The following is a 26,439-nucleotide window of genomic DNA, read 5'->3' as shown; positions in this document are numbered from 1 at the left end:
GAATCAGGGCCTCGGTCAGTGATCGACCGAATGCGATGCTTCGAAGGCGCAGCGGGATAAAGTCGGGCTGTCCGGGCCGGTACGGCTGCGCAGGACACCGCCCCAGGAGGGACATTGACTGACGTGGCACTGGAGCCCGACCGCCCCGCGGTCCCTGCGGCACCCGCGGCCCCCGCCGCCCCCGTGGCCCCTGCCGCGCCGGGCCAGGAGCGCGCCGCCGGTGCGCTCTACCGCAAGGTCGCCGCCGATCTGCGCGAGGCGATCACCACCGGCGCGTTCGGCGAGGCCGGCCGGCTGCCCGCCGAGGGCACGCTGGCCGAGCAGTACGGGGTGTCCCGCGGCACCGTCCGCCAGGCGCTCGCCGTGCTGCGCTCGGACGGCCTGGTCACCTCCCGGCGCGGCACCCGGCGGGTGGTGCTGGGCACCGCCCGGGTGCAGAGCTTCTCCGAACTGCTGAGCTTCACGCACTGGGCCTACTCGATGGGCGAGGAGCCCGGCGGCATCCTGGACTCGCTGGTGCGCCGGCCGGCCGACGCAGCCGAGCGCGAGCAACTGCGCCTGGAGGCCGGCTCCGAGGTCTACGTCACCGTCCGGCTGCGCACGCTCTCCGGCGCGGCGGTGATGGTGGAGCGGACGGTCTACCCGCCCCGGGTCGGCGAGATCGTCGCCCAGCTGCCGGCCGACGTGGTCTCGCACACCGAAGTCCTGCGCGAGCACGGCATCCTGTTCACGGACGCCGACCACACCATCGACATAGTCGCCGCCAACGCGGAGGACGCCCGGCTGCTCGGCTGCCGCCGGGGCAGCCCGCTGCTGCGCGAGCGGCGCCGGACCACCGACCCGACCGGGATGCCGGTGGAGTGGTCCCAGGACCGCTACCTGCCCGGCACGGTGGCCTTCAGCATCCACAACTCGCTGGCCACCTCGGCCCTCTCGCGGCACGCCCGGGACGGTGACTGAACTCCGGCGCCGGAGCGGGGAGGCGGACCGGCCGACGCCCCAATCCCCCTAGCGCATGAGGGCGGCCAGCAGCGGGCGGAAGTGCTCGAACCCCGGGGTCTCGGCGTCCGGGTCCTTGGCCTGCTCGTCCCAGCGGCGCACGGCGACGGCGTCGGCCGCGTCGGGCAGGGTCGCGAAGGCGGCGGCCTGCTCCGCGCCCATCGGGCCGCCCTGTACCTGGAGCGTGTACTCCGAGGCCTCGGAGAGCCGCTCGCGGTAGCCGGGCTCGGCCGTGCACAGGTAGCGCTTGGCGGCCACGTGCAGCCGGACCGGCTCGGTGACCTCCGGGCCGAACCACTGGGCCAGCCAGGCGGCGCCGGTGTCGCTGTGCCGGTTGTCCTGGCCGTTCATCAGGTCGCGCCCGTGCGGCGTTCCATGGCCGTGCTTGTCGAAGAAGTGCCCGATGTCGTGCAGCAGCGCGGCCGCGACCAGCTCCGGCGCGGCCCCGGCGGCCTGCGCCAGCGCCCCGGCCTGCAGCATGTGCTCGGCCATGGTGACCGCCTCGCCCAGGTACTCGCCGGCGCCCTCGCCCGCGAACAGCGCGGCGATCGTGTCCAGCGCGGCGGTGCGCCGGTGCAGCACCGCGAGGGTGCTGTGCAGCGAGTCGAGGTCCGCGTAGCAGCCCTGGAGGTGGCGCGAGCCGTCCTGCTCGAAGGCCGTCCGGGCGTGCAGCAGACGGACGTTGTCGAAGATCAGGCAGTCGCCCCGGTCGAGCCGGAAGTCCAGCCGGAGCTCGGGCCGCAGGGTGATCGCGGCGAACCGGCGGTAGGCCGCGTAGAAGGCGTCCAGCTCCTCGGCGGACCCGCGCAGGGTGCTGATCGACCGGTTGTTGAACCGCACCCCGCGGATCCGGCCGCGCGCGTCCACCTCGATCAGCGGGCGGTCGGCGCGCAGTTCGGTGCCGCGGTCGCGGAACACGAAGGGGACCGGGGTACGGGTCAGCACCACGAAGTCCGCCGGGGACTCCTCGCGCAGCAGCGCCGCCGCCTTGAAGCCGTCCACCAGCCCGGAGTCGCCGCCGGTCGCGGAGTTCTCCAGGCAGTGCAGCAGCTGCAGGGTGGGCACCGGGTCCCGGTACGGGTTGTCGCTGTGCGGGGCGATCGCGGCGCTGGTGAAGGCCAGGTTGTTCGGGTCCGGCTCGACCCGGACGTCGAACAGCTCACCGTAGTTGGTGATCCGGACGTGGCCGAAGGAGCGGGCCACCGCGAGCACCTGCCGTTCGGCCACCGGCACCCCGCGCAGCACCGCGAACCCGGAGCGCCGGACGGCCCCGAGCACCGCCGCCTGCTCGGCCGGGTCGGCCAGGTAGGCCTCCCACGCCGCCTCCGGGATGCCGCAGCGGAAGTCGGCCGCGACCCAGAGCTGCTTCTCCGCCTCGGTGCGCCCGTCGCCGTCGGCGTCCCGCGCCAGCCACTCCAGCGGGTAGCGCGACCGGTGGCCGTCCGACCAGAGCACCTCCAGGTTCCCGCCGACCTCGGTGTGGGCGGCGAGGGCGAGGTCGGCCGGCAGGTCGGTGATCTGGAACAGCTTCTGCCCGCTGCGCCCGTCCCGGCACTCGGCGCAGGGGCAGTTGTCGCGCAGCCAGTACGGCGGCAGGTGGGTCGGGAGCGCCATGGGTCTCTCCTGGTCGGCAGGTCGCTTGGTGAAGTTGTATAGCCAACTTCTCCTCGTGCGGGAGCCTGCCGGGTGACGGTGAGATCTGGGTGGCCACACGGTGAACCCCTCGGGAACAAGAGCTCCCGAGGGGTTCGCGGCGTGGTCGGGCGACCGGTCTCAGCCGGCGGCGACGGCGCTCTCCCAGGCGGCGTCGGCCGCCTTGAGGGCGGATCCGGCGTCCGCCCCGGCGACGGTGTCGGCCCCGCGGTCGGCGCCGAGGGTGGTGGCCAGGGCGGTCAGGAAGGCGCGGACGGTGGCGAGCGAGGCCGCCGGGCCGTAGTGGTTGACCCGCAGCATCGAGTCGGCGAGGGCGCCGCCGCCGGGCTGGACCGGGAGGGTCGGGTCGAGGCGCAGCAGGTCCGCGGCGAGCCCGGCGGCGGACAGGCCGGCGGGGGTGCGCAGGGTGGTGGCGACCGGCGCCGCGTGGGCGTCGTCCGGGACGAACGGGGCGACGGTGCCCAGGGCGCGGACGCCCGCCCGGACCGCCGCGGCGGCGGCGCGGTGGCGGGCGATCACGGCGGGCAGGCCGGCCGCGGCGATCCGGTCCAGGCAGGCGCCGAGCGCCAGCATCTCCAACTGGGCCGGGGCGTGCGGGAGTGCGGTGCGCCCGGCGTCCGTCCAGCGCTCCTTCCAGTCCAGCAGCGAGAGGTAGGAGCGGCGCGGCGCGGCCGGGTTGGCGGCGATCCGCTCCCAGGCGCGCTCGGAGACCGAGACGGCGGAGACCCCGGCCGGGCCGCCCATCGCCTTCTGCCCGCCGATCACGCAGAGGTCGATGCCCCAGGCATCGGTGAGCAGCGGTTCGGCGGCCACCGAGGCGACGGCGTCCACCATCAGCAGCGCACCGTGCGCGCGGACCACGGCGGCGATCTCGGCGACCGGGTTGGTGTTGCCGGTGGCGGCCTCGGCGTGGACCAGCGAGACGAAGTCGATCGCCGGGTGGGCCGCCAGCGCCTCGGCGACCTGCGCGGCGGTGACGGCGGTGTCGAACGGCACCGCGAGGTCCACGACCGTCGCCCCGCAGTCGCGCAGCCAGTTGCCGAAGGTCTGGCCGTACGGGCCGGTGACGACGTTCAGCGCGGTGGAGCCCGGCCGCGCGGCGCTGCGGATCGCGGCCTCCAGCGGCAGCAGCGCCTCACCCTGGGTGACGATCACATCGGCGGAGGTGTGCAGCAGCGCGGCGACCTTGTCCTCGATCGCCGCGAAGTCGGCGGCGCTGAGCGGAGGAAGGTCGAGGAACGGGCTCACGGTGGCGGCCGGCCTTTCGGAGAACGGAACGGAGGACGGGACGGAGAACGGGACGGAGCATCGGGACGGAGAACGGGACGGAGGAGGGGAGGCGGTTCGGACAGGGACGAGTCTGCCTCATCCTCCCCGCGCGCCGGGAAGGCCCTGCCCGGGCGGGACCCGCTCGGTAGAGTGCGGGGCATGAGCGATGGTGCGGTGCTGCACGTCAGGGGCCGGGTGCTGGTCGGGCCGGAGGACGTCCGGGACGAACTCTGGGTGGTGGACGGCCGGGTGGCGTTCGACCGCCCGGCGGCGGCCGCGGACGTGCGCACGGTGACCGGCTGGGTGCTGCCCGGGCTGGTGGACGCGCACTGCCACGTCGGGCTGGACGCGCACGGCGCCGTCGACGCCGCGACCAGTGAGAAGCAGGCGGTGACCGACCGGGACGCCGGCACCCTGCTGATCCGCGACGCCGGTTCGGCCGCCGACACCCGGTGGATCGACGATCGGGACGACCTGCCCCGGATCATCCGGGCCGGCCGGCACATCGCCCGTACCCGGCGCTACATCCGCAACTACGCGCATGAGATCGAGCCCGGTGACCTCGCCGCCTACGTCCGGGCCGAGGCCGGGCGCGGGGACGGCTGGGTCAAGCTGGTCGGTGACTGGATCGACCGCGGCACCGGCGACCTCGCCGCCTGCTGGCCCGGCGACGCGCTGGCCGAGGCGATCGCGGCGGCGCACGAGGAGGGCGCGCGGGTCACCGCGCACTGCTTCGCCGCCGATTCGCTGCCGGACCTGCTGGCGGCCGGGATCGACTGCGTCGAGCACGCCACCGGGCTGACCGAGGAGCTGATCCCGGCCTTCGCCGAGCGCGGCGTCGCGATCGTCCCGACCCTCGTCAACATCGCCACCTTCCCGACCCTCGCGGCCGGCGGCGAGGCCAAGTTCCCGGCCTGGTCCGCGCACATGCGTCGGCTGCACGAGCGCCGCTACGACACCGTCGGGGCCGCGCACGACGCGGGCATCCCGGTCTTCGTCGGGACGGACGCGGGCGGTTCGCTCGCCCACGGGCTGGTCGCCGAGGAGGTGGCCGAGCTGGTGAAGGCCGGGCTCGCTCCCGCCGAGGCGCTGTCGGCGGCCACCTGGGGGGCGCGCCGGTGGCTCGGCCGACCGGGCCTGGAGGAGGGGGCGTCGGCGGACTTCGTGGTGTACGACGAGGACCCGCGGGCGGACGTCCGGGTGCTCGCCGATCCGCGGCTGGTGGTGCTGCGCGGGCGGCCGGTGGGCTGAGCGGTGCTCCCCGGGGGCCGTGCGGCCGATGGTCGTTGTGATGATCATCCGGGTGAACGGCCTGTCCGAGTAGGCCGATAGGGTGGCGACCATGGCACCGCGTCCACTGAACGAGATCGTCGAGCCCGGCTGGGCCACCGCGCTGGAGCCGGTCGCCGGCCGGGTCGCCGCCATGGGCGACTTCCTCCGCGCCGAGCTGGCCGCCGGCCGCACGTACCTGCCCTCGGGGCCGAACGTCCTGCGCGCCTTCCAACAGCCCCTCGCCGACGTGCGGGTGCTGATCGTCGGGCAGGACCCGTACCCGACGCCCGGCCACGCCGTCGGGCTCAGCTTCTCGGTGGGGGCCGAGGTGCGGCCGATCCCGGCGAGTCTGATCAACATCTTCCAGGAGTACGGGACCGACCTCGGCCTGCCGCAGCCCTCCAACGGCGACCTCACGCCGTGGACGCGGCAGGGCGTGCTGCTGCTGAACCGGGCCCTGACCACCGCGCCGCGCAAGCCCGCCGCGCACCGCGGCAAGGGCTGGGAAGAGGTCACCGAGCAGGCGATCAAGGCCCTGGCGGCGCGCGGCGGCCCGCTGGTGGCGATCCTCTGGGGGCGCGACGCCCGCAACCTGCGCCCGCTGCTGGGCGAGGTGCCGGCGATCGAGTCCGCCCACCCGAGCCCGTACTCGGCGAACGGCGGCTTCTTCGGCTCGCGGCCGTTCAGCCGGGCCAACGAGCTGCTGGTGCGGCAGGGGGCGCAGCCGGTGGACTGGCGACTGCCGTAGGGCTCCCGCGGTAGGGGGCCTGCCGGAGGAGCCCTGCCGGAGGTGTCCTGCCGCAGTGCTTCGCCGGGCAGCTTTGGGCGTCAACCTCACCCGAATGAGTGAAATGACGTTCTGTGTGGCTCATGTGACGCACTGTTCGATGAAGACTGGCGACTCGTCGTACGGAGCACCGGCCCCTTGCCCCGCCTCGCGGGTGATGTCGGAGGCGCGCTCTACCGAGATCACCACCTGTGGGGGTACCGCCATGTCTTCTTCCCGTTCCACGTCCTTCGCCGGCTCCGCCGTCGCCGCCGCGGTGGCGTCGGCGCTGGTCGTGGCACCGGTGCTGCTCGTGGCGCCGGTGGCGCACGCGACCGGCCCCACTCCCGTGCCCGCCACCGCGGCCGCGGGTTCGACCGCCGCGGCCGCCGCGCCGACCGTAACGGCGGGCAGGGCGCGCGCCGTCACCGCCGAACTCGCGCTGGACGTGCAGCTGTTGAGCAAGGTCGACGTGCCGGTGAACCTCGCGCTCAACAAGGTCGAGAGCCCGGCCCAGCGCGAAGGCTCGCTGTTGACGGCCAAGGTCGACGGCGTCGACCAGCAGGGCCCGGTCACCCTGGTGAAGGCCGACGTCGGCACCTCCGTGGTGAAGTCGGACGCCAAGGGCACCGCCGCCTCGGTCAAGCTGGTCAACGCCGACGTGCACGCGCCCGGTCTCCCGGCCACCACCCTGCTCGGCCTGGAGGCGCTCAGCTCCTCGGTGACCTGCCCGGTCGACGGGCCGCCCACCGCCGACGTCACCGCCCCGGCCAAGCTCACCGTGCTCGGCAAGCCGGTCACCCTCAGCCTGTACGGGCCGACCGACGTGGACGTGCCGCTGGTCGGCAGGGTCTCGGTGGAGTTCTCCAAGCGGGCCACCACCTCGACCACGGCCGCCGCCTCGGCCCTGGAGGTGCAGATCGAGGTGAACCCGCTCAACCTCAACGTCGCCAAGGTGACCGGGAAGATCACCGTCGCCTCGGTGAGCTGCGAGAAGCCGACCGCACCGGTCACGCCGACCCCCTCGGTCACGCCGACGGCGCCCGGCACCGCCCCGGCCGTCCAGCCCGCGGTCGACGCGACCAGCACGCCGCCCGGCCGAACCGCCCGGCCGCAGGCCACCGCCACCGCCGCCGGCGGCAACCTCGCCGCGACCGGCGGCAGTGTCGCGACCGGTCCGCTCGCCGCCGGAGCCGCCGCCCTGGTCGCGGTCGGCGGCGGCGCGCTCTGGGTCACCCGCCGCCGGGCGGCGCACGCCCGTAAGCACTGACACCCGTCGCGGTGGGGCTCTGCGGGTCGCCGCGGTGGAGGGCGGACACCCGTCGCGGTGAAGCTCTGCGGGTCGCCGTGGTGAAGGGCCCACGCCCGCCGCGGTGGAGGGCGGACACCCGTCGCGGTGCGCCGATCGGTGCGGGGTGCCATCCGCGGCACTCCCGCACCGTGACCGTGCCAACGCGGACGGTTGGTTCACCTGGGTGTTACATAGGAGGAACAACCGGGAAACGGCGGCTTGCAACGCTACGCGGGCACCCACCACCCAGTTTGCGAGGTTCACCCCCGTGGCAATCAAGGCCGAGTACATCTGGATCGACGGCACGAAGCCGACCGCCAAGCTCCGCTCCAAGACTCGGATCCTGGCCAACGCGGACAAGATCCCCACCTGGGGCTTCGACGGCTCCTCCACCAACCAGGCCGAGGGTCACGCCTCGGACCGCGTCCTTGAGCCGGTTGCCACCTTCCCGGACCCGATCCGCGGCGGCGACAACATCCTCGTCCTGTGCGAGGTCAACGAGATCGACGGCACCCCGCACGAGAGCAACACCCGTGCGCTGCTGCGCCCGATCGCCGAGCAGTTCGCCGCTCAGGAGTCGATCTTCGGCATCGAGCAGGAGTACACCTTCTTCAAGGGCTCCCGCCCGCTCGGTTTCCCCGAGGGCGGCTTCCCGGCCCCGCAGGGCGGCTACTACTGCGGTGTCGGTGCCGAGGAGGTCTTCGGCCGCGAGATCGTCGAGCTGCACATGGACCGCTGCCTCGCCGCCGGCCTCTCGCTCTGCGGCATCAACGCCGAGGTCATGCCCGGCCAGTGGGAGTTCCAGATCGGCCCGGTCGACGCGCTGACCGTCTCCGACCACATGTGGGTCGCCCGCTACCTGCTCTACCGCACCGCCGAGGAGTTCGGCATCGACGCCACCCTCGACGCCAAGCCCGCGCGCGGCGACTGGAACGGTGCCGGCGCGCACACCAACTTCTCCACCAAGGCGATGCGCGAGAACTACGACGCGATCATCACCGCCTGCGAGTCGCTCGGCGCCTCGCAGGAGATCGTCCTGGAGCACGTCACCCAGTACGGCGCCGACATCGAGTCGCGCCTGACCGGCAAGCACGAGACCGCTCCGTGGAACGTCTACAGCTACGGCGTCTCCGACCGCGGCGCCTCGGTCCGCATCCCGTGGCAGGTCGAGGTCGACCAGAAGGGCTACATCGAGGACCGTCGCCCGAACGCCAACGTGGACCCGTACGTGGTGACCCGCCTCCTGGTCAACACCTGCTGCGCCGCCCTGGAGAAGGCCGGCCTCGTCTGAGCCGCCTCCCCCCTGCCGCACCAACCGCCGGGCCTCCCCTCCGCTGCCGAGGGGAGGCCCGGCGGCCGTTCGCCGTCCGCCGCCCGGCGGGGGTCCTTCCCGGCGCGGTCGCGGGGGAGTACTGGCGCGGGTGTTCCGGCCCCGGTGTTCCGGCCCCGGTGGGCTGATGTGGGTGTTCCGGCACGGGTGTTCTGACGCGGATGTCTTGTCCAGCGGGGTGGGAGTCCCGGAGAATCGGGCCATGACCGCTCCGGCCCCCTTCCTCCCTGTACGGCGACTGCACGTCGACCTGGGACGGGTGTGCACGGCCGGTTGTCGCCGCTGACGCGAACCAGGTCCACCAGCAGCCGGCAACCACCGCCAGGAGCGTGTCCGTCCATGTCCCTCACCTTTCACTGGTTCCTCCCCACCAACGGCGACAGCCGGCAGATCGTCGGCGGCGGGCACGGCTCGACGCCCGGCGCGGCCGGCTCCGACCGGCCGCCGAGCGTCGCCTACCTCGGCCAGATCGCCCGCACCGCGGAGCAGTTGGGCTTCGAGGGGGCGCTGACCCCGACCGGCGCGTGGTGCGAGGACGCCTGGCTGACCACGGCGATGCTGACCCAGGTGACCGAGCGGCTGAAGTACCTGGTGGCGTTCCGGCCCGGCCAGATCAGTCCGACCCTGGCCGCGCAGATGGCGGCGAGCTACCAGCGGCAGTCCGGCGGACGGCTGTTGCTCAACGTGGTGACCGGCGGGGAGTCGGCCGAGCAGCGCGCGTACGGGGACTTCCTGGACAAGGACGCCCGTTACGCCAGGACGGGCGAGTTCCTGTCCATCACCCGCCGCCTCTGGGCCGGGGAGACGGTCGACCACGACGGCGTCCATCTGCGGGTCGAGCGGGCCATCCTGAACCGGCTCCCGGACCAGGTGCCGCCGGTGTACTTCGGCGGGTCCTCCCCGGCGGCGGGCGACGTCGCCGCCCGGTACGCCGACGTCTACCTGACCTGGGGCGAACCGCCCGCGCAGGTCCGCGAGAAGATCGCCTGGATCCGCGAACTGGCCGCCGCCCAGGGCCGGGTCGTCCGCTTCGGCATCCGGCTGCACGTGATCACCCGGGACACCTCCGCCCAGGCCTGGGCGGAGACCGAGCGGCTGCTGGCGTCGATGGACCCGGCGCGCGTCCGGGAGACCCAGCGCGCCCTCGCCGAGAGCGAGTCGGAGGGCCAGCGCCGGATGCTCGCGCTGCACGGCGGCTCGGCCGAGCGGCTGGAGATCCACCCCGGGCTCTGGGCCGGCATCGGCCTGCTGCGGGGCGGCGCGGGCACGGCCCTGGTCGGCAGCCACCGGGAGGTCGCGGACCTCATCACCGAGTACCACGAGCTGGGCATCGACGAGTTCGTGCTCTCCGGGATCCCGCACCTGGAGGAGGCGTACTGGTTCGGCGAGGGCGTGCTGCCGCTGCTCGCCGCCCGCAACCTCTGGACCCGACCGTGACCGGGGCGGCGGGCCCGTAGGGTCACCGGTCCACCGGCCCGCCGCCCCTTCGGCTCCGATCAGGGGATCCTGAACTCCTGGGACTTGTTCCCGGCGGTGCAGGTGACCATGGTGACCTGGTTGCCCGCGCCGTTGTCGGTCATGCACGCGGAGCCCATGTAGTCCGCGAGACGGAAGGCGCCCGGCGTGCTCCCGGCACTGACCTTCCAGTTGCTCAGGACGCTGAAGCCGCCCGAGAGCGTCACCCGCCCGTCGGTCTCCTGGACGAGCGGCGCGCCGCTCAGGTTGCACGGGTAGAGGTGGTACCAGCCGCCCGGGTCCGGGTCCGAACGCACCCAGCCGTAGGCGGTGTTGCCGCCCATGATCACGGACTGGCCGGCCGACGGGGTGTCCTTGGACAGGCCGAGCTTGAGGCCGGAGGCCACGCTGACGATCGGCCCCCACTTGGTGCCGCCGCAGCCCGGCGGCGTGACGGGCGTCTGCGGCGGGGCGCTGGTGGCCGCCGGCTGGGGGTTGGGCTGCGTGCCCGGTTGCGTTCCGGGAGCGGGCTGGTTCCCGGCCGCGGCCGTGCCGGCCGCCGGGGCCGGGACGCCGGCCGGCGGCTGGGTCGCGCGCGGGGTGCCGCCCGCTCCGGTCGCGCCGCCGCCGTTCGCCGCACCGGTGCCGCCCGGCGCAGGCGTGGACTGCTGGGCGCCGGGGGTCGCGGTGGCGCCGGGCGCGGTCGGGGTGCCGGTCGGCGCGGGGGTGGTCGGCGGCGGGGTCGTCGCGTTCACGGCCGACGTTGTCGGCCCGCCGGGGTTCGCCGGGCCGGAGACCGTGACGGACGGCTGCGTCCCGGGCGTCTTCGCCTCGGAGGTGAAGGGCGTGCGGTCGATCAGAAGGACGGTCGCGGTGCCCGCCGTGATGACCACCGGTATGACGATGGGGACGAGGAAGCCGCGCCGCCGCCGACGGGTGCCGGGTTCGGTGGCGTCCCGGGACTCCACCTTGCCGACGTCGGCCGCGGCAACGGCGGGCGTCGCGGGTATCACCTGAACGACCGGCGGTGCCGGCAGCGCGGGGGCGCCGGGAGCGGCGGCGATCGCGGCCCGCGCCGCCGCGGCCATCGCGCCGGCGTCGGCGAAGCGGTCCTCCGGCTTCTTGGCCAGCGCGGTGGCGATCAGCCCGCGCACCGCCTCCGGAACGGCCGCCGGCAGCTCCGGAGCGGGCTCCCGGATGTGCTTGAGGGCGACCTCCAGCACGCTCTCGCCGACGAACGGCGGCTGTCCGGTGAGCAGTTCGTAGCCGACCACGCCGATCGAGTAGAGGTCCGAGGCCGGGGTGATGGCCTGTCCCTCGGCCTGCTCGGGGGCCATGTAGAGCGCCGTCCCGATCACCGCGTGGGAGGCGGTGATCCGGGTGCTGGCGACCGCCCGCGCGATGCCGAAGTCGGTCACCGTCACCCGGCCCTCGGACCGGACCATCAGATTGGACGGTTTGACGTCGCGGTGCACGATCTCCTGCCGGTGGGCGGCGTGCAGGGCGTCCAGCGCGGTGGCGAGCAGCCCCAGGGCCCGTTCGGGCGGCATCGGCCCGCTCTCGGCGAGCACCTTGTCCAGCGGCTGCCCGTCGATCAGCTCCATCACGATGTAGGCGACCCGGTCGTCCCCGGCGTCCTCGCCGCTCTCGCCGTAGTCGTGGACGTCCACGATGCCGGGGTGCTTCAGCGCCGCGAGCAGCTGGGCCTCGCGCCGGAACCGCTTGACGAAGGCGCCGTCCTCGACCAGTCCCGGATGCAGGATCTTCACGGCGACCTGCCGTGCGAGCACCTCGTCGTCGGCGCGCCAGACGGAGCCCATGCCCCCGCCGCCGATCCGCTCGGTCAGCGTGTAACGCCCCCCGAGCACCGTCCCCCGGCTGCTCATGCTCTCTGCCCCCACCTGTCATGCCCCGGCCCAACAGCCCCACTGGTCGCACAGTCTGCCAGAGGGCACCGGGCCCCCGTCCGCGCGCGTGCCCATGCTACGGACCGCCCCCGACGGACCGTCAGCGGGCCTGCGGGCAGCGGGCGGGCCGGGAATCGGCGGCTCCCACGGCCGTCGGCTCCGGGAGCGGCCTCCCGGCTGTCCGCCGGTACCGGCCGGGCGGGCCGTCCCGCCGGGCATCGGGCCTGAGTAGGGTGGGTGCGACAGCACATCGAACCCGACCAAGGAGCAGACGTGAGCGTGCCGGCGTCCATCGCCCTGCAGCAGGAGATCGCCCGGGAGCTGGAGGTCGCCGAGACCTTCCACGCCGAGAAGGAGATCGAGCGCCGGGTGGCCTTCCTCGCCGAGCGGCTGACCTCCACCGGTCTGCGCGCCCTCGTGCTCGGCATCAGCGGCGGTGTCGACTCCACCACCGCCGGTCGGCTCTGCCAGCTCGCCGTCGAGCGCGCCCGGGCCGCCGGGCACGAGGCGCGGTTCTACGCGATGCGGCTGCCCTACGGGGTCCAGGCCGACGAGCACGACGCCCAGCTCGCGCTCTCCTTCATCCGGCCGGACCACCTGCTGACCGTCGACATCAAGCCCGCCAGCGACGCCGCGCTCGACGCCGCCGTGGCCGCCGACGTGGCCTTCCGCGACGCCGGCCACCAGGACTTCGTGCTCGGCAACATCAAGGCCCGCCAGCGCATGATCGCCCAGTACGCGGTGGCCGGCGCGCACGACGGCCTGGTCGTCGGCACGGACCACGCCGCCGAGGCGGTCTCCGGTTTCTTCACCAAGTTCGGCGACGGCGCGGCCGACCTCGTCCCGCTCACCGGCCTGACCAAGCGCCGCGTGCGCGCCGTCGCGGACGCCCTGGGCGCCCCGGCCGAGCTGGTCCGGAAGGTCCCGACCGCCGACCTGGAGACCCTCGCCCCGGGCAAGGCCGACGAGGACGCCCTCGGTGTCAGCTACGACGACATCGACGACTTCCTGGAGGGCAAGCCGGTCGCCGAGGAGACCTTCGAGACGATCGTCCGCCGCTACCGCCTCACCGACCACAAGCGCCGCCTCCCGATCGCCCCGTAAGGCGGTCCACGGCCCACCACGCCGGCCTGCTCCGCCCGATAAACCCCTGGTCCCGGAGTGGGGTTCCGGCGAGGATGCCCGGTATGACGTTGCCGCTGCTCCTGCTCGATGTCGACGGGCCGTTGAACCCCTATGCCGCGAAGCGGCACCGGCGGCCGCACGGCTACGGGACGCACCGGGTGAAGCCCGACTGCTGGGTCGCCCGCTTCCCGCAGCGGCCCGCCGAGCGTGTGCGGCCGCTGCGGATCTGGATCAACCCGGACCACGGGCCCGAACTGCTGGCGCTGCGGTACGAACTGGTGTGGGCCACCACGTGGATGGACGAGGCGAACACCTTCATCGGGCCGCTGCTGGGGCTGCCCGTGCTGCCGTACATCCACTGGCCGGAGCTGCACCAGCAGGACCCGGACGGGCTGCACTGGAAGACCAGGAACCTGGTCGCCTGGGCCGCCGGGCGCCCGTTCGTCTGGGTGGACGACGAGCTGGGGCCGCAGGACGCGGAGTGGATAGCCGCGCACCACCCCGCGCCCGCGCTGACCCTGCACGTCGATCCCGAAATCGGCCTGGGCGAACGCGACTTCACGGCGCTACGGGAGTGGGCGGAGGCGGTGGCATGAGGATCGGGACGGTGGAGCGGATCCGGCGGTACCCGGTGAAGTCGTTGCTGGGGGAGGAGCTGGGCGAAGCCGGCGTCTCCGAGCGCGGGCTGGACGGGGACCGGGCGCTGGGGCTGCTCGACGCCGCGAGTGGCCGGGTGGCGAGCGCCAAGAACCCGAGGCTCTGGGCGGAGATGCTCCGGTTCACCGCCGTGCTGCACCCCGGCGGCGTCGTGATCACCGGGCCGGACGGCCGGGAGGTGGGCGAGGGCGAACTGTCCGCGCTGCTGGGCCGCGAGGTCTCCCTGGTGAGCGAGCGCCCGCCCGGTGCGACCGTCGAACGGGCCGTGCCGGAGGAGGTGCTGTCACGCGGGATCGACAGGGAGGTCGCCGTCACCGAGAACGAGATCGGCCGCGCCGCTCCCGCCGGGGGCTTCTTCGACTTCGCCCCGCTGCACCTGCTCACGACCTCCACCCTGGACGCCGTGGCGACCGAGGCCGCCCGCTACCGCCCCAACCTGGTGATCCGCACCGAGGGCGACGGTTACGTCGAGAACGCCTGGGTCGGCCGCGAGCTGCGGATCGGCCCGGACCTCCGGTTGCGGGTGCTGGCCCCGACCCCGCGCTGCGCCGTCCTGACCCTCGTGCATGGCGAACTGCCGCGCAGCACGGCGGCCCTGAAGGTGCTCGCCGCGCAGAACCGGGTCGTGCCCCTGGAGGGGATGCCGGCGCTGCCCTGCGCGGGCGTCTATGCGCAGGTAGTGGAGCCGGGGAGGGTGCGGGTGGGGGACGCGGTGAGTCTCGGCTGATCGCGGGGGTGGCGGTCGCCGCCGGTCGAGGGCGGCGCCTGCCTCCGGTTCGCCGTGAATCCGCCGTGAAGGTGCGGCGTGGGTTGATCGACAGCGTCAATCACGGCTGATCAGACACCCGGGACGGCGTCCTTGGCGTTGGTGTGCCAGTTGGTGACGACCGGCTTGTCGACCTTGACGGAGCCGACGGGGATGCTCGCCGGGTCCGGGTCGCCGGCGCTGATGCCGATGATGACGTCCTTGAACTCGATGTTCTGGTCGGTGTTGGTGCTCTTCGGGTTGATCCCCACGTAGGCGACCGCGCTGCCGGTGAGGGTGATCGGCGCACCGGCGGCCTGTTCGGCGTTGCGGGCCTCGATGCCGCCCGAACCGAAGGCGATGACCGGGTGCGTCGCGGGCAGGACGCAGGTGATCCCGGCCTTGGCCTTGGCGGTGACCAGGATGTAGCCGCCCGCCTGGGTCTCCATCTTCGCCCCGAAGGTGAGGTCGTTGGTGCCGCAGGCCTGGCCGTAGCCGGTCTTGTCGCCCGGGCTGCCCGGGGCGGGCGCGGCCGGCGTGGTGGCCGTGGGCTTGGTGGACGCGGCGGGCGCGGCGGACTTGCCGGGCGCGGCGGGCGTGCCGGGGGCCGACGCGGACGGCGCGGCGGCGGGGGCGGAGGCGGCCGGGGGAGCGGTCGTCGGGGCGGCGCCGGCGGCGGGTGCGTCACTGTTCTCCGGGCCGCAGGCCGTCGCGGCGGCCGCGAGGGCGGTGACGGCGAGAGCGGTGAGGGCGATTCGCAAGCGCATGGGTGGTCCCAACTTCCGTCCGGCAGTGCGGTTTGTCGTCTGCCTCCACGGTAGGCCGGGCATGATCACCGGGTGGTTCGTGAAATGTCCCGGTCGTGTTTCAGCGGCCGGTGCCGGTCCGGACCGCCAGCACCGAGCCGAGCGCGTCCAGGAAACGGTCCGTCGTCCCAGGGTCCCGGACGGCGATCCGCAGCCAGTCCGGGCCCAGTCCGGGGAAGGTGTCGCCCCGCCGGACGGCGAAGCCGTGCTCGCGCAGCCGGGCGCGGACGGCGGCCGCGCCCGGCAGTTCGACGAGGACGAAGGAGGCGGCCGGCTCCCCGTGCACCCGGACGGCGGGGAAGGCGGCGAGGCCCTTGAGCAGGTGGTCGCGGTGGAGGGCGAGGTCCTGGGCGGCCTGCTCGGCCTCGGCGAGCGCCGCGGGAGCGCTGCACACCTCGGCGGCGGCCAGCGCCGGGGTGGAGACCGGCCAGAGCGGCTGGGCGGCGCCGAGCGCGGTGATCAGGTCGGCCGGGCCGAGCGCATAGCCGATGCGCAGGCCCGCCAGGCCCCAGGTCTTCGTGAGGCTGCGCAGCACGACCACCCGGCCGGGCAGGTCCCGGACGGCGGCGAGGGATTCGCACTCGCCGGGCACGGTGTCCATGAACGCCTCGTCGATCACCAGGGTGCGACCGGGGCGCGCCAGGGCGGCGACGGCGGCCGCCGGGTGCAGTACGGAGGTCGGGTTGGTGGGGTTGCCGAGGACGACGAGGTCGGCCTCCTCCGGTACCGCACCGAGCCGGAAGCCGTCCGAGGGTACGAGCAGTACCCGCTCCACAGCGTGGCCGGCGTCCCGCAGCGCCGCCTCCGGTTCGGTGAACTGCGGGTGTACGACGACGACGTGACGGGGCGTCAGGACGCGCGCGAGCAGCACGAAGGCCTCCGCCGCGCCCGAGGTGAGCAGCGTTTCCGTGACCGGTCGGCCGTGCCGGGCGGCGACGGCGGCGCGGGCGGCCGTGCCGTCGGGGTACGCCGCGAGCTCGCCGAGCGTCGCCGCGAGGTGCTCACGCAGCCACTGCGGGGGTGTGCCGGTGCGGACGTTGACGGCGAGGTCGACCAGACCGGCCCCGTCGGCGCGCACCTCCGCGTCACCGTGGTGGCGGAGGTCATGGTCGGGGGTGGTCACGAGGGGTCTCCAACAACGGCATCGACGGGAAGGGACGGCCCGGGGACGCGGGCGAGCGGGTCGCGAGGCCCGGGGCGACCGCGAGCGGCCCGGGCGACCGCCACCGTCGCCGTCGCGGACTTCTGCTTGGGGACGACGAGTTCGCCGCCCGGCGCGCTCGCCAGGGCGGCGGCCTCCGCCACGCTCAGGGTGCCGACCGCCGATCCGACGGCGGCGGACGGGTTCGGGACGGCGAAGGCCGCGAGGGCCTCCGCCGGGTGCTCGTCCACCGGGAGGCCCAGCGCGGCGGCGGCGTGGCGGACGGCGGGGTGGTCGCCCTTGCCGGTGAGGGTCGCGAGCCGGGAGACGGAGCCGCTGGGCAATCCGGCCTCGCGCAGGGCCCGGTGGATCAGCCGCGTCACGTCGGACGGACCCGCCGCCGCGCGCAGGCCGACACCGACGACGAGGGCACCGGAGGCGAGGCCGTCGGGGTCAGCCGCGCCGTCCGAGCACCGCGCGGCGACCGGTGAGCCGTCCGGCGCGCGGTCCAGGAGTTCGCTCGGGCCCCCGCCGCCGGTGTCGGCCCGGAAGGCCGGGCAACTGTCCGGCCGCGCCGCGTGCGGCTGCGCGGCGGGTGCGTGACCCGCCGCGTCCAGGGCCGGCAGCCCGATCACGTCGCGTTCCCTTCACCCGGAGGCCGTTCGGAGGCCGTTCGGAGGCCATGCGGAGGCCGTCGGGAGGCCGCCCGGCGGTCGTCCGGCGCTCCCCGGCGGCACTGCGGCAGCCGCTCGTCGGCCGACGAAATCCCACCACGGCGGCGACGGAGGGGTCAATCGGGGCCCGTGTGACCTCCGTCGCCGGGCGCCGGAGGGTGTTCGCCTGTTCTTCACCTTCCCTGAGCGGTCCACGCCACCGCCGCGCTCCTACTGTTTGCGGCGCTCCGACGCAGTCACGCACTGCGACCCGCACAGCACGACCGCCCACCCGGGTGTTCCTGCCGAACCCCGGTTCCCCCCGACGCACGGAGGACACCATGCCCTTCGCACGACTCCGCCCCCGCAACCCCCGCCGCACCCTGACCGCCCTCGGCGCCGGCCTCGGCCTGGTCGCCGGCTCGCTCGGCCTCTGGGCGGCCACCGGCACCGCACAGGCCGCGACCCTGCCGACGCCCGACCACGTGGTCGTCGTCGTCCTGGAGAACCACGCGTACTCGCAGGTCGTCGGCAGCTCCAGCGCTCCGTACATCAACAACACCCTGAAGGCGGGCGGCGCCACGCTGACCCAGTCGTTCGGGCTCACCCACCCGAGCGAGCCCAACTACTACCAGCTGTTCTCCGGCAGCGCGCAGGGGCGCACCGACGACAGCTGCGTGCCGGTCGGCTCGCTCACCGCCGCCAACCTGGGCTCCGAGCTGATCGCCGCCGGCAAGACCTGGGGCAGCTACAACGAGGGCCTGCCGAGCCAGGGTTCGACGGTCTGCAGCAGCGGCAAGTACGCCCAGAAGCACAACCCGTGGTTCGGCTTCAAGAACGTGCCGACCAACACCGCGTACACCTTCGCGCAGTTCCCGACCGACTACACGACCCTGCCCAAGGTGTCCTTCGTCGTGCCGGACCTCTGCAACGACATGCACGACTGCTCGGTCTCCACCGGCGACACCTGGCTGAAGAACAAGCTCGGCGCGTACGCGACCTGGGCCAAGACCCACAACAGCATCCTCGTCGTCACCTTCGACGAGGACAACCGCCTCTCCGGCAACCGCATCCCCACGGTCTTCTACGGCGAGCACGTCACGCCCGGCTCCACCACCGCCACCACCTACAACCACTACAACGTGCTGCGCACGCTGGAGGACCTCGCCGGGCTGACCACCCACGCGGGCAACGCCGCGTCCGCCGCGACCATCACCGGCATCTGGAACTGACCTCCCATGTACGTCGCGGAATCCCGCAGCTCCAAGGCCCCCGTCGACCCGGCCCTCCGGCCGGGCCGGCGGGCGGCCGCCGTCCCCGGCACCGTCCTGGCCCTGGGCACCGTCAGCCTGGTGACCGACATCTCCTCCGAGATGGTCAGCGCGGTGCTGCCGCTGTACCTGCTCACCGGGCTCGGCCTCTCGCCGCTCGGCTTCGGGCTGCTGGACGGCATCCAGAACGGGTTCAGCGCGCTGGTCCGGCTGGCCGGCGGCCACCTCGCCGACCGGCGGGGCGCGGACGGCGCGTCCCGGCACAAGGCCGTCGCGGTGGCCGGGTACGGCCTCTCGGCGCTCTGCAAGCCGCTGCTGCTGCTCGTCCACACCGTGCCGCTGATCGGCGCGGTGATCGCGGTCGACCGCACGGGCAAGGGACTGCGCACCGCGCCGAGGGACGCGATGATCTCGCTCGCCACCGAACCCGCGCACCGGGGGCGGGCGTTCGGGGTCCACCGGGCGATGGACACGGCCGGTGCGCTGATCGGGCCGCTCGCCGCCTTCCTCGTGCTCCGCCTGGCCGGCGGCCCGCTGCTCGCCGACGGCGGCCAACGGCACGGCTACGACGCGGTGTTCACGGTCAGCGCCTGTGTCGCGGTGCTCGGCGTGCTGGTGCTGCTGCTCTTCGTCCCGAACCGGCAGCCGGGCGAGACCGCGACGGCCACCGCCCCCCGGCTGCGCGACGGCCTCGCCCTGCTGCGCCTGCCCGGGCTGCGCCGGCTGACGTTCTGCGCGGTGCTGCTCGGCCTGACCACCGTGAGCGACTCCTTCCTCTACCTGCTGGTGCAGCGCCGGCTCGGCCTCGCCACCGACCTCTTCCCGCTGCTGCCGCTCGGCACGGCCGCGGGCTTCCTGCTGCTCGCCGTTCCGCTGGGCGCGCTCGCCGACCGGCTCGGCCGCCGCCGGCTCTTCCTCGCCGGTCACGGTGCCCTGCTGCTGGCGTACGGGCTGCTGCTCTCGCCGCTGGGCGGACTGTCGGCGGTGGTCTGCGTCCTGGTGCTGCACGGCGCGTTCTACGCCTCGACGGACGGCGTGCTGGCGGCCGCGGCGGCCGACGCGGTACCGGCGGAGCAGCGCGGCGCCGGGCTGGCCCTGGTCGGCACCGGGCAGGCGCTCGCCCGGTTCGGCTGCTCGCTCGCCTTCGGCGCGCTGTGGAGCGCGGTGGGCGGCACGGCCGCGCTCGGCTGGTCCGCGGCGGCGCTGGCCGGCTGCGTGCTGGCGGCCGCCTTCGTCCTGCGGGACGCCCCCAGGGATACCGCCTCCGGGACGCCCACCGCCGGGACGCCCACCGCCCCGGGCGCGTCCGGAACCGCTCCCCCCTCCGATTCCGAGGTACCGTCGTGACCCCACCGCTCCAAGGCCGGACCAGGGTGCTGATCCTGCTGGTCGCCGTCGTCCTGCTCGGCGCCGTCGGCACCGGCGCCGTCCTGCACGCGGCCGACAACTCGACCCGCACCAAGCAGGCACAGCCCGGCGCTCCGGTGGTCACCCCCGGCCCGGTGTCGCTCCGCCCGCCGGCCGGCGGCCGCCAACTGGTGTTCCGCAACATGGCCTGGGGCCCGCACCTCGACGAGCTCGTCTCCGTACCGGCCGACCAGCCGGACGGCCCGCGGACCTCCTCGGGCGTGCAGTGCCTGCGCTTCTACGCGGCGGCCGGCACCGGCATCTGCCTCCGGGCCGAGCGCGGCGCGCTGCAGGACACCTACCGCGCCGTGGTGCTCGACGACCACCTGCGCGAGCTGAAGTCCTTCCCCGCCGCCGGTATCCCGACCCGCTCCCGGGTCTCGCCCTCGGGCCACCTCGCGGCCTGGACGGTCTTCGTCAGCGGCGACTCCTACGCCGGCACCGACTTCTCCACCCGCTCGTCGATCGTCGACGTCCGCGACTGGAACCTCCGGGAGAACCTGGAGACCTTCGCGGTGATCAAGGACGGCAAGCCGTACCAGGCGTCCGACGTCAACGTCTGGGGCGTCACCTTCGCCGACGACAACACCTTCTACGCCACCGTGGCCACCGGCAGCCGGACCCACCTCGTCCGCGGCGACCTCGCCGCCCGCACCCTCACCACGCTCCACGAGAACGTCGAATGCCCCTCGCTCTCCCCGGACGGCACCCGCATCGCCTACAAGAAGCGCGTCCCCGGCCTGTCCGAGGACTCGCCCTGGCGGCTCTACGTGCTCGACCTCGCCACCATGACCGAGACGGCCACCGCCGAGCAGCGCAACGTCGACGACCAGGCGGTCTGGGTCGACGACGCGACGCTGCTCTACGCGCTCCCCGGCGACTTCGGGGCCGATCTGTGGACCGTCCCGGCGGACGGCGGCGGTCTGGCGGAGCGGGTGCTCGAAGCCGCGGTGGCACCGGCCTATCCGGGCTGATCGGGCTGGGTGGTCCCACTCGGAACTTCGGGCGTAGGGTTCCACGTCGAGCAGTGAGAGCGGTGCGAGGCGGGGGAGCGGGGAGCGTTGAAGGAACAGGGGCGGGCTGCGCCCGAGCGGGTGGCCGGCGACTCCTGGCCCGCCCTGTCCGGCCGGCCGGTGCTGCGCCGCACGATCGCGGTGGGCCTGGTGCTCACCATCGCGCTGCTGGCGGCCCTCGCCGTCCGGGGCGTCAACGCGCTCACCCTGGGCCGGGGCGCGATCGAGACCGACCGGGACCGCGCCGAACTCCTGGCCGGCCTCCACCCCTCCCAGCACCCGGGCGCGGGCCGCTACTACGTCCCCGTGGGCGCGGTGTACACCCGCCTCGCCGACGGCGCGCCGGTCGCCTACCTGCACTACCGGCTGGCCGGCGGCCCGGACGTCGGCGTCGACGACTTCCTGCGGACCTACGACCTCCCGGCCCCCGGCCCGGTCGCCCCGCTGCCGTCCGACCTGACGGCGGCCCTGGGCGGCGACGAGCCGACCGAGGCCCAGGAACTGGCCCCGATGCCGGCGCCCTCGGCGAGCTCGACGCCCCTACCGGTCGCGACCCCGTCGGCCGCCGAACCCCCGACCGTCTCCGAACCGCCGTCGGAACCGGCCCCGGCCCCGGCTGAGCCGGTCGCCACCCCGTCGCCCTGCGCCTCGGACGACCCGCCGCCCTCCGCCGACCCCGACACCGAGGCCGAGGCCACCCCGGCTCCCGACCCCGCCCCCGAGGCGGCCGAGCCCGTCGCGCCCCGGCCCGCGACGGGCCTCCGCTCCGCCGACGACCCGCCCACCCCGACCGAGACCCCCGCCCCCAGCCTCACCCCCACCCCGTCTCCCACCCCGACAGCCACCCACCCCGTCGCCGGCCGCCGGATCTACATCGTGACGGTCTCCAACGGCCTCTCGGGCGCCGCCGACATCTACGTCCGCGCCACCGGCTGACCGGCGGAGCGCTGCGGCGTTGGTAGACCGCCTGCAGCGTTCAGCGAGGGTGCCTGAGGGCGGCTCCGCGGTCGTTCGCCGGACCGTCACAGGCGGTCGGCAGTAGATCACCGGCCGGGGCCCGACCACTTGACCGTCCGCCCTCCCACGACAGCCCCCGGACCTGCCGCCGCCCCTAGGCAGCGGCCGCGGCACGAGGTCGCAGGGCGAGGTAGGGCCTGAACGACCGGAAGCCGTCGATCGGGAGTAGGAAGTCGGCCGGTCCGACTTCCCACTCCGCGGGCTCGGTGAGTCCCACAGGGACCGCCCCCGCCCCCGCCTCGTCGACCAGCGACTGAGAGATGACCCCGGCGCGGGGTGACAGGAGCCCCAGGATGGGGTCGTGCCGGAGGGCCCGTCGCCATCGATACAGGCTCTCGCGGCGTCCTGAGTGAACCGTTGTTCTCAGAAGGCTTCCCGCGCTGACGGTGATCGTCTTCAGTACACCGGCGACGTGGGCGCTTCTCGGATACTCGTGCTCGCCCAGTCCGTCAACCGGCCGAGCAGCCAGTCGTCACAGGAGGCGGACGATCCGAGCTGTCATCCTGCGGTACATGGCGGGGAGTCGCCCAGGAAAACAGTCCGTCCGGCGTTCGGTAGAGATCGACGCGATCGCATGGCCGGTTAGATACCAGGCGTGATTACTTCTCTGTCGATCAGAATTCATCAATAATGATCATCGGCGCGTATTCCTGGTGATGGGGATCCTAGGACCGCGCGCGCTGAACCGTTGCCACCCCTCCGCCGAAAGGTCGTCAGTCTGCGGAGAGTTCGCGTGCGGAAGTATCGAATCTATTTGCGCACTCCAGACCGCCCGGGCGCCGGTCAGCCGCCCGGATGGGAGGCTGACCGGTGTGCCGGGTGTGGTTTCACTCGGGCCGCCCGGTCGGGGTGGGTCAGGTGATGGTGACGTCGACGCCCATCTGTTCGGCTCCTGGGGTGCCGGCGATGTCGAGGGTGACTCCGCTCCAGGTGCCGTCGGGCTCGTTGAGGGCCGGTGCGGTGTGCTGGCCGATGCCGGTGTTGCCGAGGGCCGGGTAGAGGTCGGTCCGGTCGCCCCGGTTGCCGGTGCCGAAGATCTTCCCCAGGTCGTTGCGGCCGTCGGCCTGCATCAGCGCGATGGCCAGGTGGTGTTCGTCGTTGACGTTGTCGATGGCTTCGTCCACCACGTAGGCGGCGACGCCCTGGGAGGGCAGGAACTCGTCCTGCCCGCGCTGGCGGCGGTACTCGACGATGATGTACTGGCTCTCCTTCATCCGCTGGGGGTTGCGGACGAACAGCAGGTCGCCGCCCTCGGCGACGGGCCGCAGCGCGATGCCGGTGGTGGTGCTGGAGACCTCCTGCGGGGTGGTCCAGCCGTGGAACATCCGCAGCATGCCGTTCGGGAAGACGGGGGTGACACCGTCGTTGCCCCAGGAGCCGCCCGCCATCAGGCAGTAGTCCCCGAGGCCGTTGGAGGTCGTCGCCTCGACGCGGCCGGTGTCGTAGAAGTCGGCCCAGCGGGCGGCCAGGTGGCCCCACTCGTGGGCGCAGACGCCGACCGCGCAGTCCTCGGGGACGGTCAGGAAGGTCTGCACCCGCAGGCCGGGCGCGACCAGCACGCCGTCCTCGCCGGGCGGGTTCCACTTGAGGCTCCAGATGTCGCCGGGGCGCTCGGTCTGTTCGGCGCCGGAGCCGGCGTGGACGATGAACAGCGCGGTGACGAGGCCCTCGCCGAGGGCGTCGTAGCCGGCGGAGAAGTCGATGCCCTGGCCGAGCGCGAGTCGCAGCGCGTCGGCCGCCATGCCCTGGGAGTTCCGGGGCGGGTTGCCGGTGCCGGACTGGTTGTCGGTGTAGAAGGAGAGCGGCTGCGGCAGGCGGAACCAGCCGTGCACCTCGCCCTGGATGTCGATGCCGTGCTCGGTCGGGTGGGCGGCGTCGAATCCGCTGACCAGGCGGTAGTAGTCGCGCATCGAGCCGGTCGTGAAGGTGTCGGCACTGAACAGCATCTGTTCGAAGTGGCCGACGGTGTGCTCGGGGCTGTGCGGGTGGTCGGGGAAGTCGACCAGCAGCACCAGGGTGCGGATGGTGCCGCGCAGCTTCTTGGTCGGACGGGTGATCAACTGGGCCCCGGTGCTGGGGCCGGGGCGGACGGCGCCGTCGTCGAGGCCGATGACGTTCTCACCGCGCCGCCGGGAGCGCCAGACGTAGTAGTACTGCTCGAAGGTGAGGCTCGCCGGGATCCGCCGGTGTTCGACGAGGTCCTGGTAGCGGGCCCGGAGTTGGGCGAAGGCCTTGGGGGACAGCGGTACCGGGCAGGCGTGCCGGTGGCCGGTGGGGTCGAGGGGGTGGTGATACTGCGGGGTTAAGGTGTGACGCATCGTGACGGCTCCTTTGAGCCAGCTCACTCCGCGGGGGAGCGTGGCGACCCCGCCGAGCGGGCGGTCGCCGGCAATCGGTCGGCTCGCCAAAGGCGGTCGGGTCTGGCCGGTACCGGTTGCGAAATGGGCGATTTGCGGCTATCAGCACTATTCTGACGCTCCGCATGGGCAAAGCACCAGACCCGGGGGTACGCCGGTTCGCTCAGCCCGCGCGGTACCCGGCCGCGGCGGCCGCGAACGAGGCGGCGAGCTGCGGTGATCCTCCCCAGTGCAGGTGCAGATACGAAGCGTGAACGTTGCCCAGCGTGCCCCCGGTGAAGCCCTCGGTGTTCGGCCCGGTCGGCAGTCGCCAGCCCCAGGCGGGCCGTTCCCCGGCGCCGGGCTCGCAGACCGTGCGGTGGAACTCGTGCCCGCGCACCCGGGTGCCGGTCGGTGCCAGCGGCGAGTTGGTCAGCGCGACGGCCTCCCGGTATCCGAGGGTCAGCCGCTCGGTCATCCGGGCCGAGGTGTCCAGTACGCCGCACATCGGCAGGCCGTCCAACTCCCGCCCGAGGTAGAGCAGTCCGGCGCACTCGGCGGCGATCGGCGCGCCCGAGGCGGCGAACGCGGCGATCGCAGCGCGCAGCGTCCCGTTCGCGCTGAGTTCCCGGACGTACAGCTCGGGGAAGCCGCCGCCGATCACCAGGCCGGCGGTGTCCGCGGGCAGCGCGTCGGCGTGCAGCGGGTCGAACGGCACCACCTCGGCGCCGGCCGCGGTGAGCAGTTCGGCGTTCTCGGCGTACGAGAAGGAGAACGCGGCGCCGCCGGCCACGGCGATCCGGGGCGCGCCGGCCACCCGCTCGACCTCGGCGGCCGGGTCCCACGGCGTGGCGTCCAGCGGAGGAGCCGTCCGGGCCAGCGCCAGGACGGCGTCCAGGTCGACCGACGCGGCGACCAGCTCACCCATGTCGGCGACGGCCCGCAGCGCCTCGGCCGAGCGCTCGACGGCCGGGATCAGGCCGAGGTGGCGGGACGGTGTGGCGACCGCCGCCGAGCGGCGCACCGCGCCGAGCACCGGCACCCCGGAGCCCTCCTCCAGGGCCTCGCGCAGCAGCAGTTCGTGCCGGTCGGAGGCGACCCGGTTGAGGATCACCCCGGCCAGTCGGACCTCCGGGTCCCAGGAGGCGAAGCCGTGCACCAGCGCGGCCACCGAGCGGGACTGCGAGGAGGCGTCCACCACCAGCACCACGGGTGCCCGCAGCAGCTTGGCGACGTGGGCGGTGGACGCCAGCTCGCCGCGTCCGGAGGCGCCGTCGAACAGCCCCATCACGCCCTCGACCACCGCGACGTCCGCCCCGGCGGCGCCGTGCAGGAAGAGCGGCGCGATGCGCTCCGGCCCGCACATGAAGGCGTCCAGGTTGCGGCCCGGCCGGCCGGCGGCCAGGGCGTGGTAGCCCGGGTCGATGTAGTCCGGGCCGACCTTGTGCGGCGAGACGGCCAGACCGCGCGCGGCGAGCGCGGCGATCAGGCCGGTGGCGACGGTGGTCTTGCCGGAGCCGGAGGACGGCGCGGCGACGACGAGACGGGGGACGCTGTTCAAGGCTCTACTGCTTTCGCGGACTCACGGACGTGTCACGGGCTTCACGGGCTTCACGGACTTCGCCGGCTTCACGGGCGGCACGGACCCGAGGGAACCCACGGACCCGAGGGAACCCACGGCCCCGAGGTGACGCACGGATCCCGCGAAGCCCGCCGGGCTCACCACTCGATGCCGCGCTGGCCCTTGCGGCCGGTGTCCATCGGGTGCTTCACCTTGGTCATCTCGGTGACCAGGTCGGCGGCCGAGGTCAGCGCCTCGGTCGCGTACCGGCCGGTGATGACCACGTGCTGGCTGCCCGGGCGGTCCTTCAGCACGGCGACCACCTCGTCCACGTCGACCCAGCCCCAGTGCATCGGGTAGGTGAACTCGTCCAGCACGTAGAAGCGGTAGGTCTCGGCGTCCAGGTCGCGCTTGACCTGCTCCCAGCCCTCCTTGGCGGCCGCCTCGCTGTCCATCTCCATCTCGGTGGAGCGCTGGATCCAGGACCAGCCGGAGCCCATCTTGTGCCAGTCGACGGTGCCGCCCTCGCCGGAGGCGCCGAGCACGCGCAGCGCGTTCTCCTCGCCGACCTTCCACTTCGCGGACTTGACGAACTGGAACACTCCGATCGGCCAGCCCTGGTTCCAGGCCCGCAGCGCCATGCCGAAGGCGGCGGTGGACTTGCCCTTGCCGGGGCCGGTGTGGACGGCGGTGATCGGCTGGGTGCGGCGCTGGCGGGTCGTCAGGCCGTCGTCGGGCACGCTCTCGGGGACTCCCTTGGGCATG

At 73.9% G+C, this 26,439-nt stretch carries 22 protein-coding genes; 13 read left to right on the top strand and 9 right to left on the bottom strand.

Features of this window, described 5'->3' with window-relative positions:
• Positions 1–123: 123 nt before the first annotated feature.
• The gene (locus ACZ34W_RS06980) at positions 124–960 is read left to right on the top strand and encodes a GntR family transcriptional regulator (RefSeq protein WP_465602484.1); all 837 of its coding nucleotides are present in this window, start codon (positions 124–126) and stop codon (positions 958–960) included.
• Between the two features lie 48 nt (positions 961–1,008).
• Here ACZ34W_RS06980 and tmpA read toward each other — a convergent pair whose 3' ends face one another.
• Positions 1,009–2,613 carry a 2-trimethylaminoethylphosphonate dioxygenase gene (gene tmpA, locus ACZ34W_RS06975; protein ID WP_465602300.1) on the bottom strand — a complete coding sequence of 535 codons (1,605 nt, stop codon included), beginning with the start codon at positions 2,611–2,613 and terminating at the stop codon, positions 1,009–1,011.
• Between the two features lie 159 nt (positions 2,614–2,772).
• On the bottom strand, positions 2,773–3,900 hold the full coding sequence (locus tag ACZ34W_RS06970; protein WP_465602298.1) for an aminotransferase class V-fold PLP-dependent enzyme: 1,128 nt from the start codon (positions 3,898–3,900) through the stop codon (positions 2,773–2,775).
• 180 nt (positions 3,901–4,080) lie between these two features.
• Between ACZ34W_RS06970 and ACZ34W_RS06965 the strand changes: the two genes are divergently transcribed.
• The 5 genes from ACZ34W_RS06965 (at position 4,081) to ACZ34W_RS06945 (ending at position 10,017) form a co-directional block, all read left to right on the top strand.
• Positions 4,081–5,172: an amidohydrolase family protein gene (locus tag ACZ34W_RS06965; protein ID WP_465602296.1), complete on the top strand. Its 1,092-nt coding sequence runs from the start codon at positions 4,081–4,083 to the stop codon at positions 5,170–5,172.
• 91 nt (positions 5,173–5,263) lie between these two features.
• Positions 5,264–5,941, top strand: coding sequence for a uracil-DNA glycosylase (locus ACZ34W_RS06960; RefSeq protein WP_329490063.1), 678 nt, complete (start codon positions 5,264–5,266; stop codon positions 5,939–5,941).
• Between the two features lie 244 nt (positions 5,942–6,185).
• Positions 6,186–7,229, top strand: coding sequence for an SCO1860 family LAETG-anchored protein (locus tag ACZ34W_RS06955; RefSeq protein WP_465602293.1), 1,044 nt, complete (start codon positions 6,186–6,188; stop codon positions 7,227–7,229).
• Positions 7,230–7,518: 289 nt separating this feature from the next.
• Positions 7,519–8,541 carry a glutamine synthetase gene (gene glnII, locus ACZ34W_RS06950; protein WP_329490065.1) on the top strand — a complete coding sequence of 341 codons (1,023 nt, stop codon included), beginning with the start codon at positions 7,519–7,521 and terminating at the stop codon, positions 8,539–8,541.
• 378 nt (positions 8,542–8,919) lie between these two features.
• The gene (locus tag ACZ34W_RS06945; RefSeq protein ID WP_465602291.1) at positions 8,920–10,017 is read left to right on the top strand and encodes an LLM class flavin-dependent oxidoreductase; all 1,098 of its coding nucleotides are present in this window, start codon (positions 8,920–8,922) and stop codon (positions 10,015–10,017) included.
• A gap of 59 nt (positions 10,018–10,076) precedes the next feature.
• Here the strand turns inward: ACZ34W_RS06945 and ACZ34W_RS06940 are convergent, their stop codons facing one another.
• Entirely contained in the window at positions 10,077–11,921 is a 1,845-nt protein-coding gene (locus ACZ34W_RS06940; RefSeq protein WP_465602289.1) for a serine/threonine-protein kinase, read from the bottom strand.
• Positions 11,922–12,215: 294 nt separating this feature from the next.
• Between ACZ34W_RS06940 and nadE the strand changes: the two genes are divergently transcribed.
• The 3 genes from nadE to ACZ34W_RS06925 all read left to right on the top strand — a co-directional run bounded on the left by nadE (position 12,216) and on the right by ACZ34W_RS06925 (position 14,451).
• Positions 12,216–13,046: an ammonia-dependent NAD(+) synthetase gene (gene nadE, locus ACZ34W_RS06935; RefSeq protein WP_465602287.1), complete on the top strand. Its 831-nt coding sequence runs from the start codon at positions 12,216–12,218 to the stop codon at positions 13,044–13,046.
• Positions 13,047–13,129: 83 nt separating this feature from the next.
• Positions 13,130–13,663, top strand: a complete 534-nt coding sequence (locus ACZ34W_RS06930) for an HAD domain-containing protein (RefSeq protein ID WP_465602285.1) — start codon at positions 13,130–13,132, stop codon at positions 13,661–13,663.
• Positions 13,660–14,451, top strand: coding sequence for an MOSC domain-containing protein (locus ACZ34W_RS06925; protein ID WP_465602283.1), 792 nt, complete (start codon positions 13,660–13,662; stop codon positions 14,449–14,451). Before ACZ34W_RS06930 ends, ACZ34W_RS06925 begins: the two co-directional genes overlap by 4 nt.
• Positions 14,452–14,561: 110 nt before the next feature.
• On the opposite strand, the gene ACZ34W_RS06920 is transcribed toward ACZ34W_RS06925, so the two are convergent.
• The 3 genes from ACZ34W_RS06920 to ACZ34W_RS06910 all read right to left on the bottom strand — a co-directional run bounded on the left by ACZ34W_RS06920 (position 14,562) and on the right by ACZ34W_RS06910 (position 17,051).
• Complete coding sequence (locus ACZ34W_RS06920) at positions 14,562–15,236, bottom strand: DUF4232 domain-containing protein (protein ID WP_465602281.1); 675 nt, start codon at positions 15,234–15,236, stop codon at positions 14,562–14,564.
• 100 nt (positions 15,237–15,336) lie between these two features.
• Entirely contained in the window at positions 15,337–16,398 is a 1,062-nt protein-coding gene (gene cobC / locus ACZ34W_RS06915; RefSeq protein ID WP_465602279.1) for an Rv2231c family pyridoxal phosphate-dependent protein CobC, read from the bottom strand.
• Positions 16,395–17,051 (bottom strand): cobalamin biosynthesis protein, encoded by a 657-nt coding sequence (locus tag ACZ34W_RS06910; RefSeq protein ID WP_465602277.1) that lies wholly within the window; start codon positions 17,049–17,051, stop codon positions 16,395–16,397. The genes cobC and ACZ34W_RS06910 overlap by 4 nt, the downstream gene beginning before the upstream one ends.
• A gap of 359 nt (positions 17,052–17,410) precedes the next feature.
• Here ACZ34W_RS06910 and ACZ34W_RS06905 point away from each other — a divergent pair, with 359 nt between their 5' ends.
• The 4 genes from ACZ34W_RS06905 (at position 17,411) to ACZ34W_RS06890 (ending at position 21,696) form a co-directional block, all read left to right on the top strand.
• On the top strand, positions 17,411–18,301 hold the full coding sequence (locus ACZ34W_RS06905) for an alkaline phosphatase family protein (protein ID WP_329490074.1): 891 nt from the start codon (positions 17,411–17,413) through the stop codon (positions 18,299–18,301).
• A 6-nt stretch (positions 18,302–18,307) separates the two neighbouring features.
• The gene (locus ACZ34W_RS06900) at positions 18,308–19,687 is read left to right on the top strand and encodes an MFS transporter (RefSeq protein ID WP_465602274.1); all 1,380 of its coding nucleotides are present in this window, start codon (positions 18,308–18,310) and stop codon (positions 19,685–19,687) included.
• Positions 19,684–20,721, top strand: a complete 1,038-nt coding sequence (locus ACZ34W_RS06895; RefSeq protein ID WP_465602272.1) for a TolB family protein — start codon at positions 19,684–19,686, stop codon at positions 20,719–20,721. The genes ACZ34W_RS06900 and ACZ34W_RS06895 overlap by 4 nt, the downstream gene beginning before the upstream one ends.
• Before the next feature lie 87 nt (positions 20,722–20,808).
• Entirely contained in the window at positions 20,809–21,696 is an 888-nt protein-coding gene (locus ACZ34W_RS06890) for a hypothetical protein (RefSeq protein ID WP_465602270.1), read from the top strand.
• 935 nt (positions 21,697–22,631) lie between these two features.
• On the opposite strand, the gene ACZ34W_RS06885 is transcribed toward ACZ34W_RS06890, so the two are convergent.
• From ACZ34W_RS06885 to cobO, 3 genes are all read right to left on the bottom strand, one after another.
• Entirely contained in the window at positions 22,632–24,095 is a 1,464-nt protein-coding gene (locus ACZ34W_RS06885) for a M6 family metalloprotease domain-containing protein (protein WP_465602268.1), read from the bottom strand.
• A gap of 202 nt (positions 24,096–24,297) precedes the next feature.
• Positions 24,298–25,674, bottom strand: a complete 1,377-nt coding sequence (locus ACZ34W_RS06880) for a cobyrinate a,c-diamide synthase (RefSeq protein ID WP_465602266.1) — start codon at positions 25,672–25,674, stop codon at positions 24,298–24,300.
• Positions 25,675–25,832: 158 nt separating this feature from the next.
• Positions 25,833–26,438 (bottom strand): cob(I)yrinic acid a,c-diamide adenosyltransferase, encoded by a 606-nt coding sequence (gene cobO, locus ACZ34W_RS06875; RefSeq protein WP_465602264.1) that lies wholly within the window; start codon positions 26,436–26,438, stop codon positions 25,833–25,835.
• Between the last annotated feature and the right edge of the window lies 1 nt (position 26,439).

Source organism: Kitasatospora sp. NPDC022856 (assembly GCF_055561235.1).
This window is presented reverse-complemented; position numbering and strand designations above follow the sequence as displayed.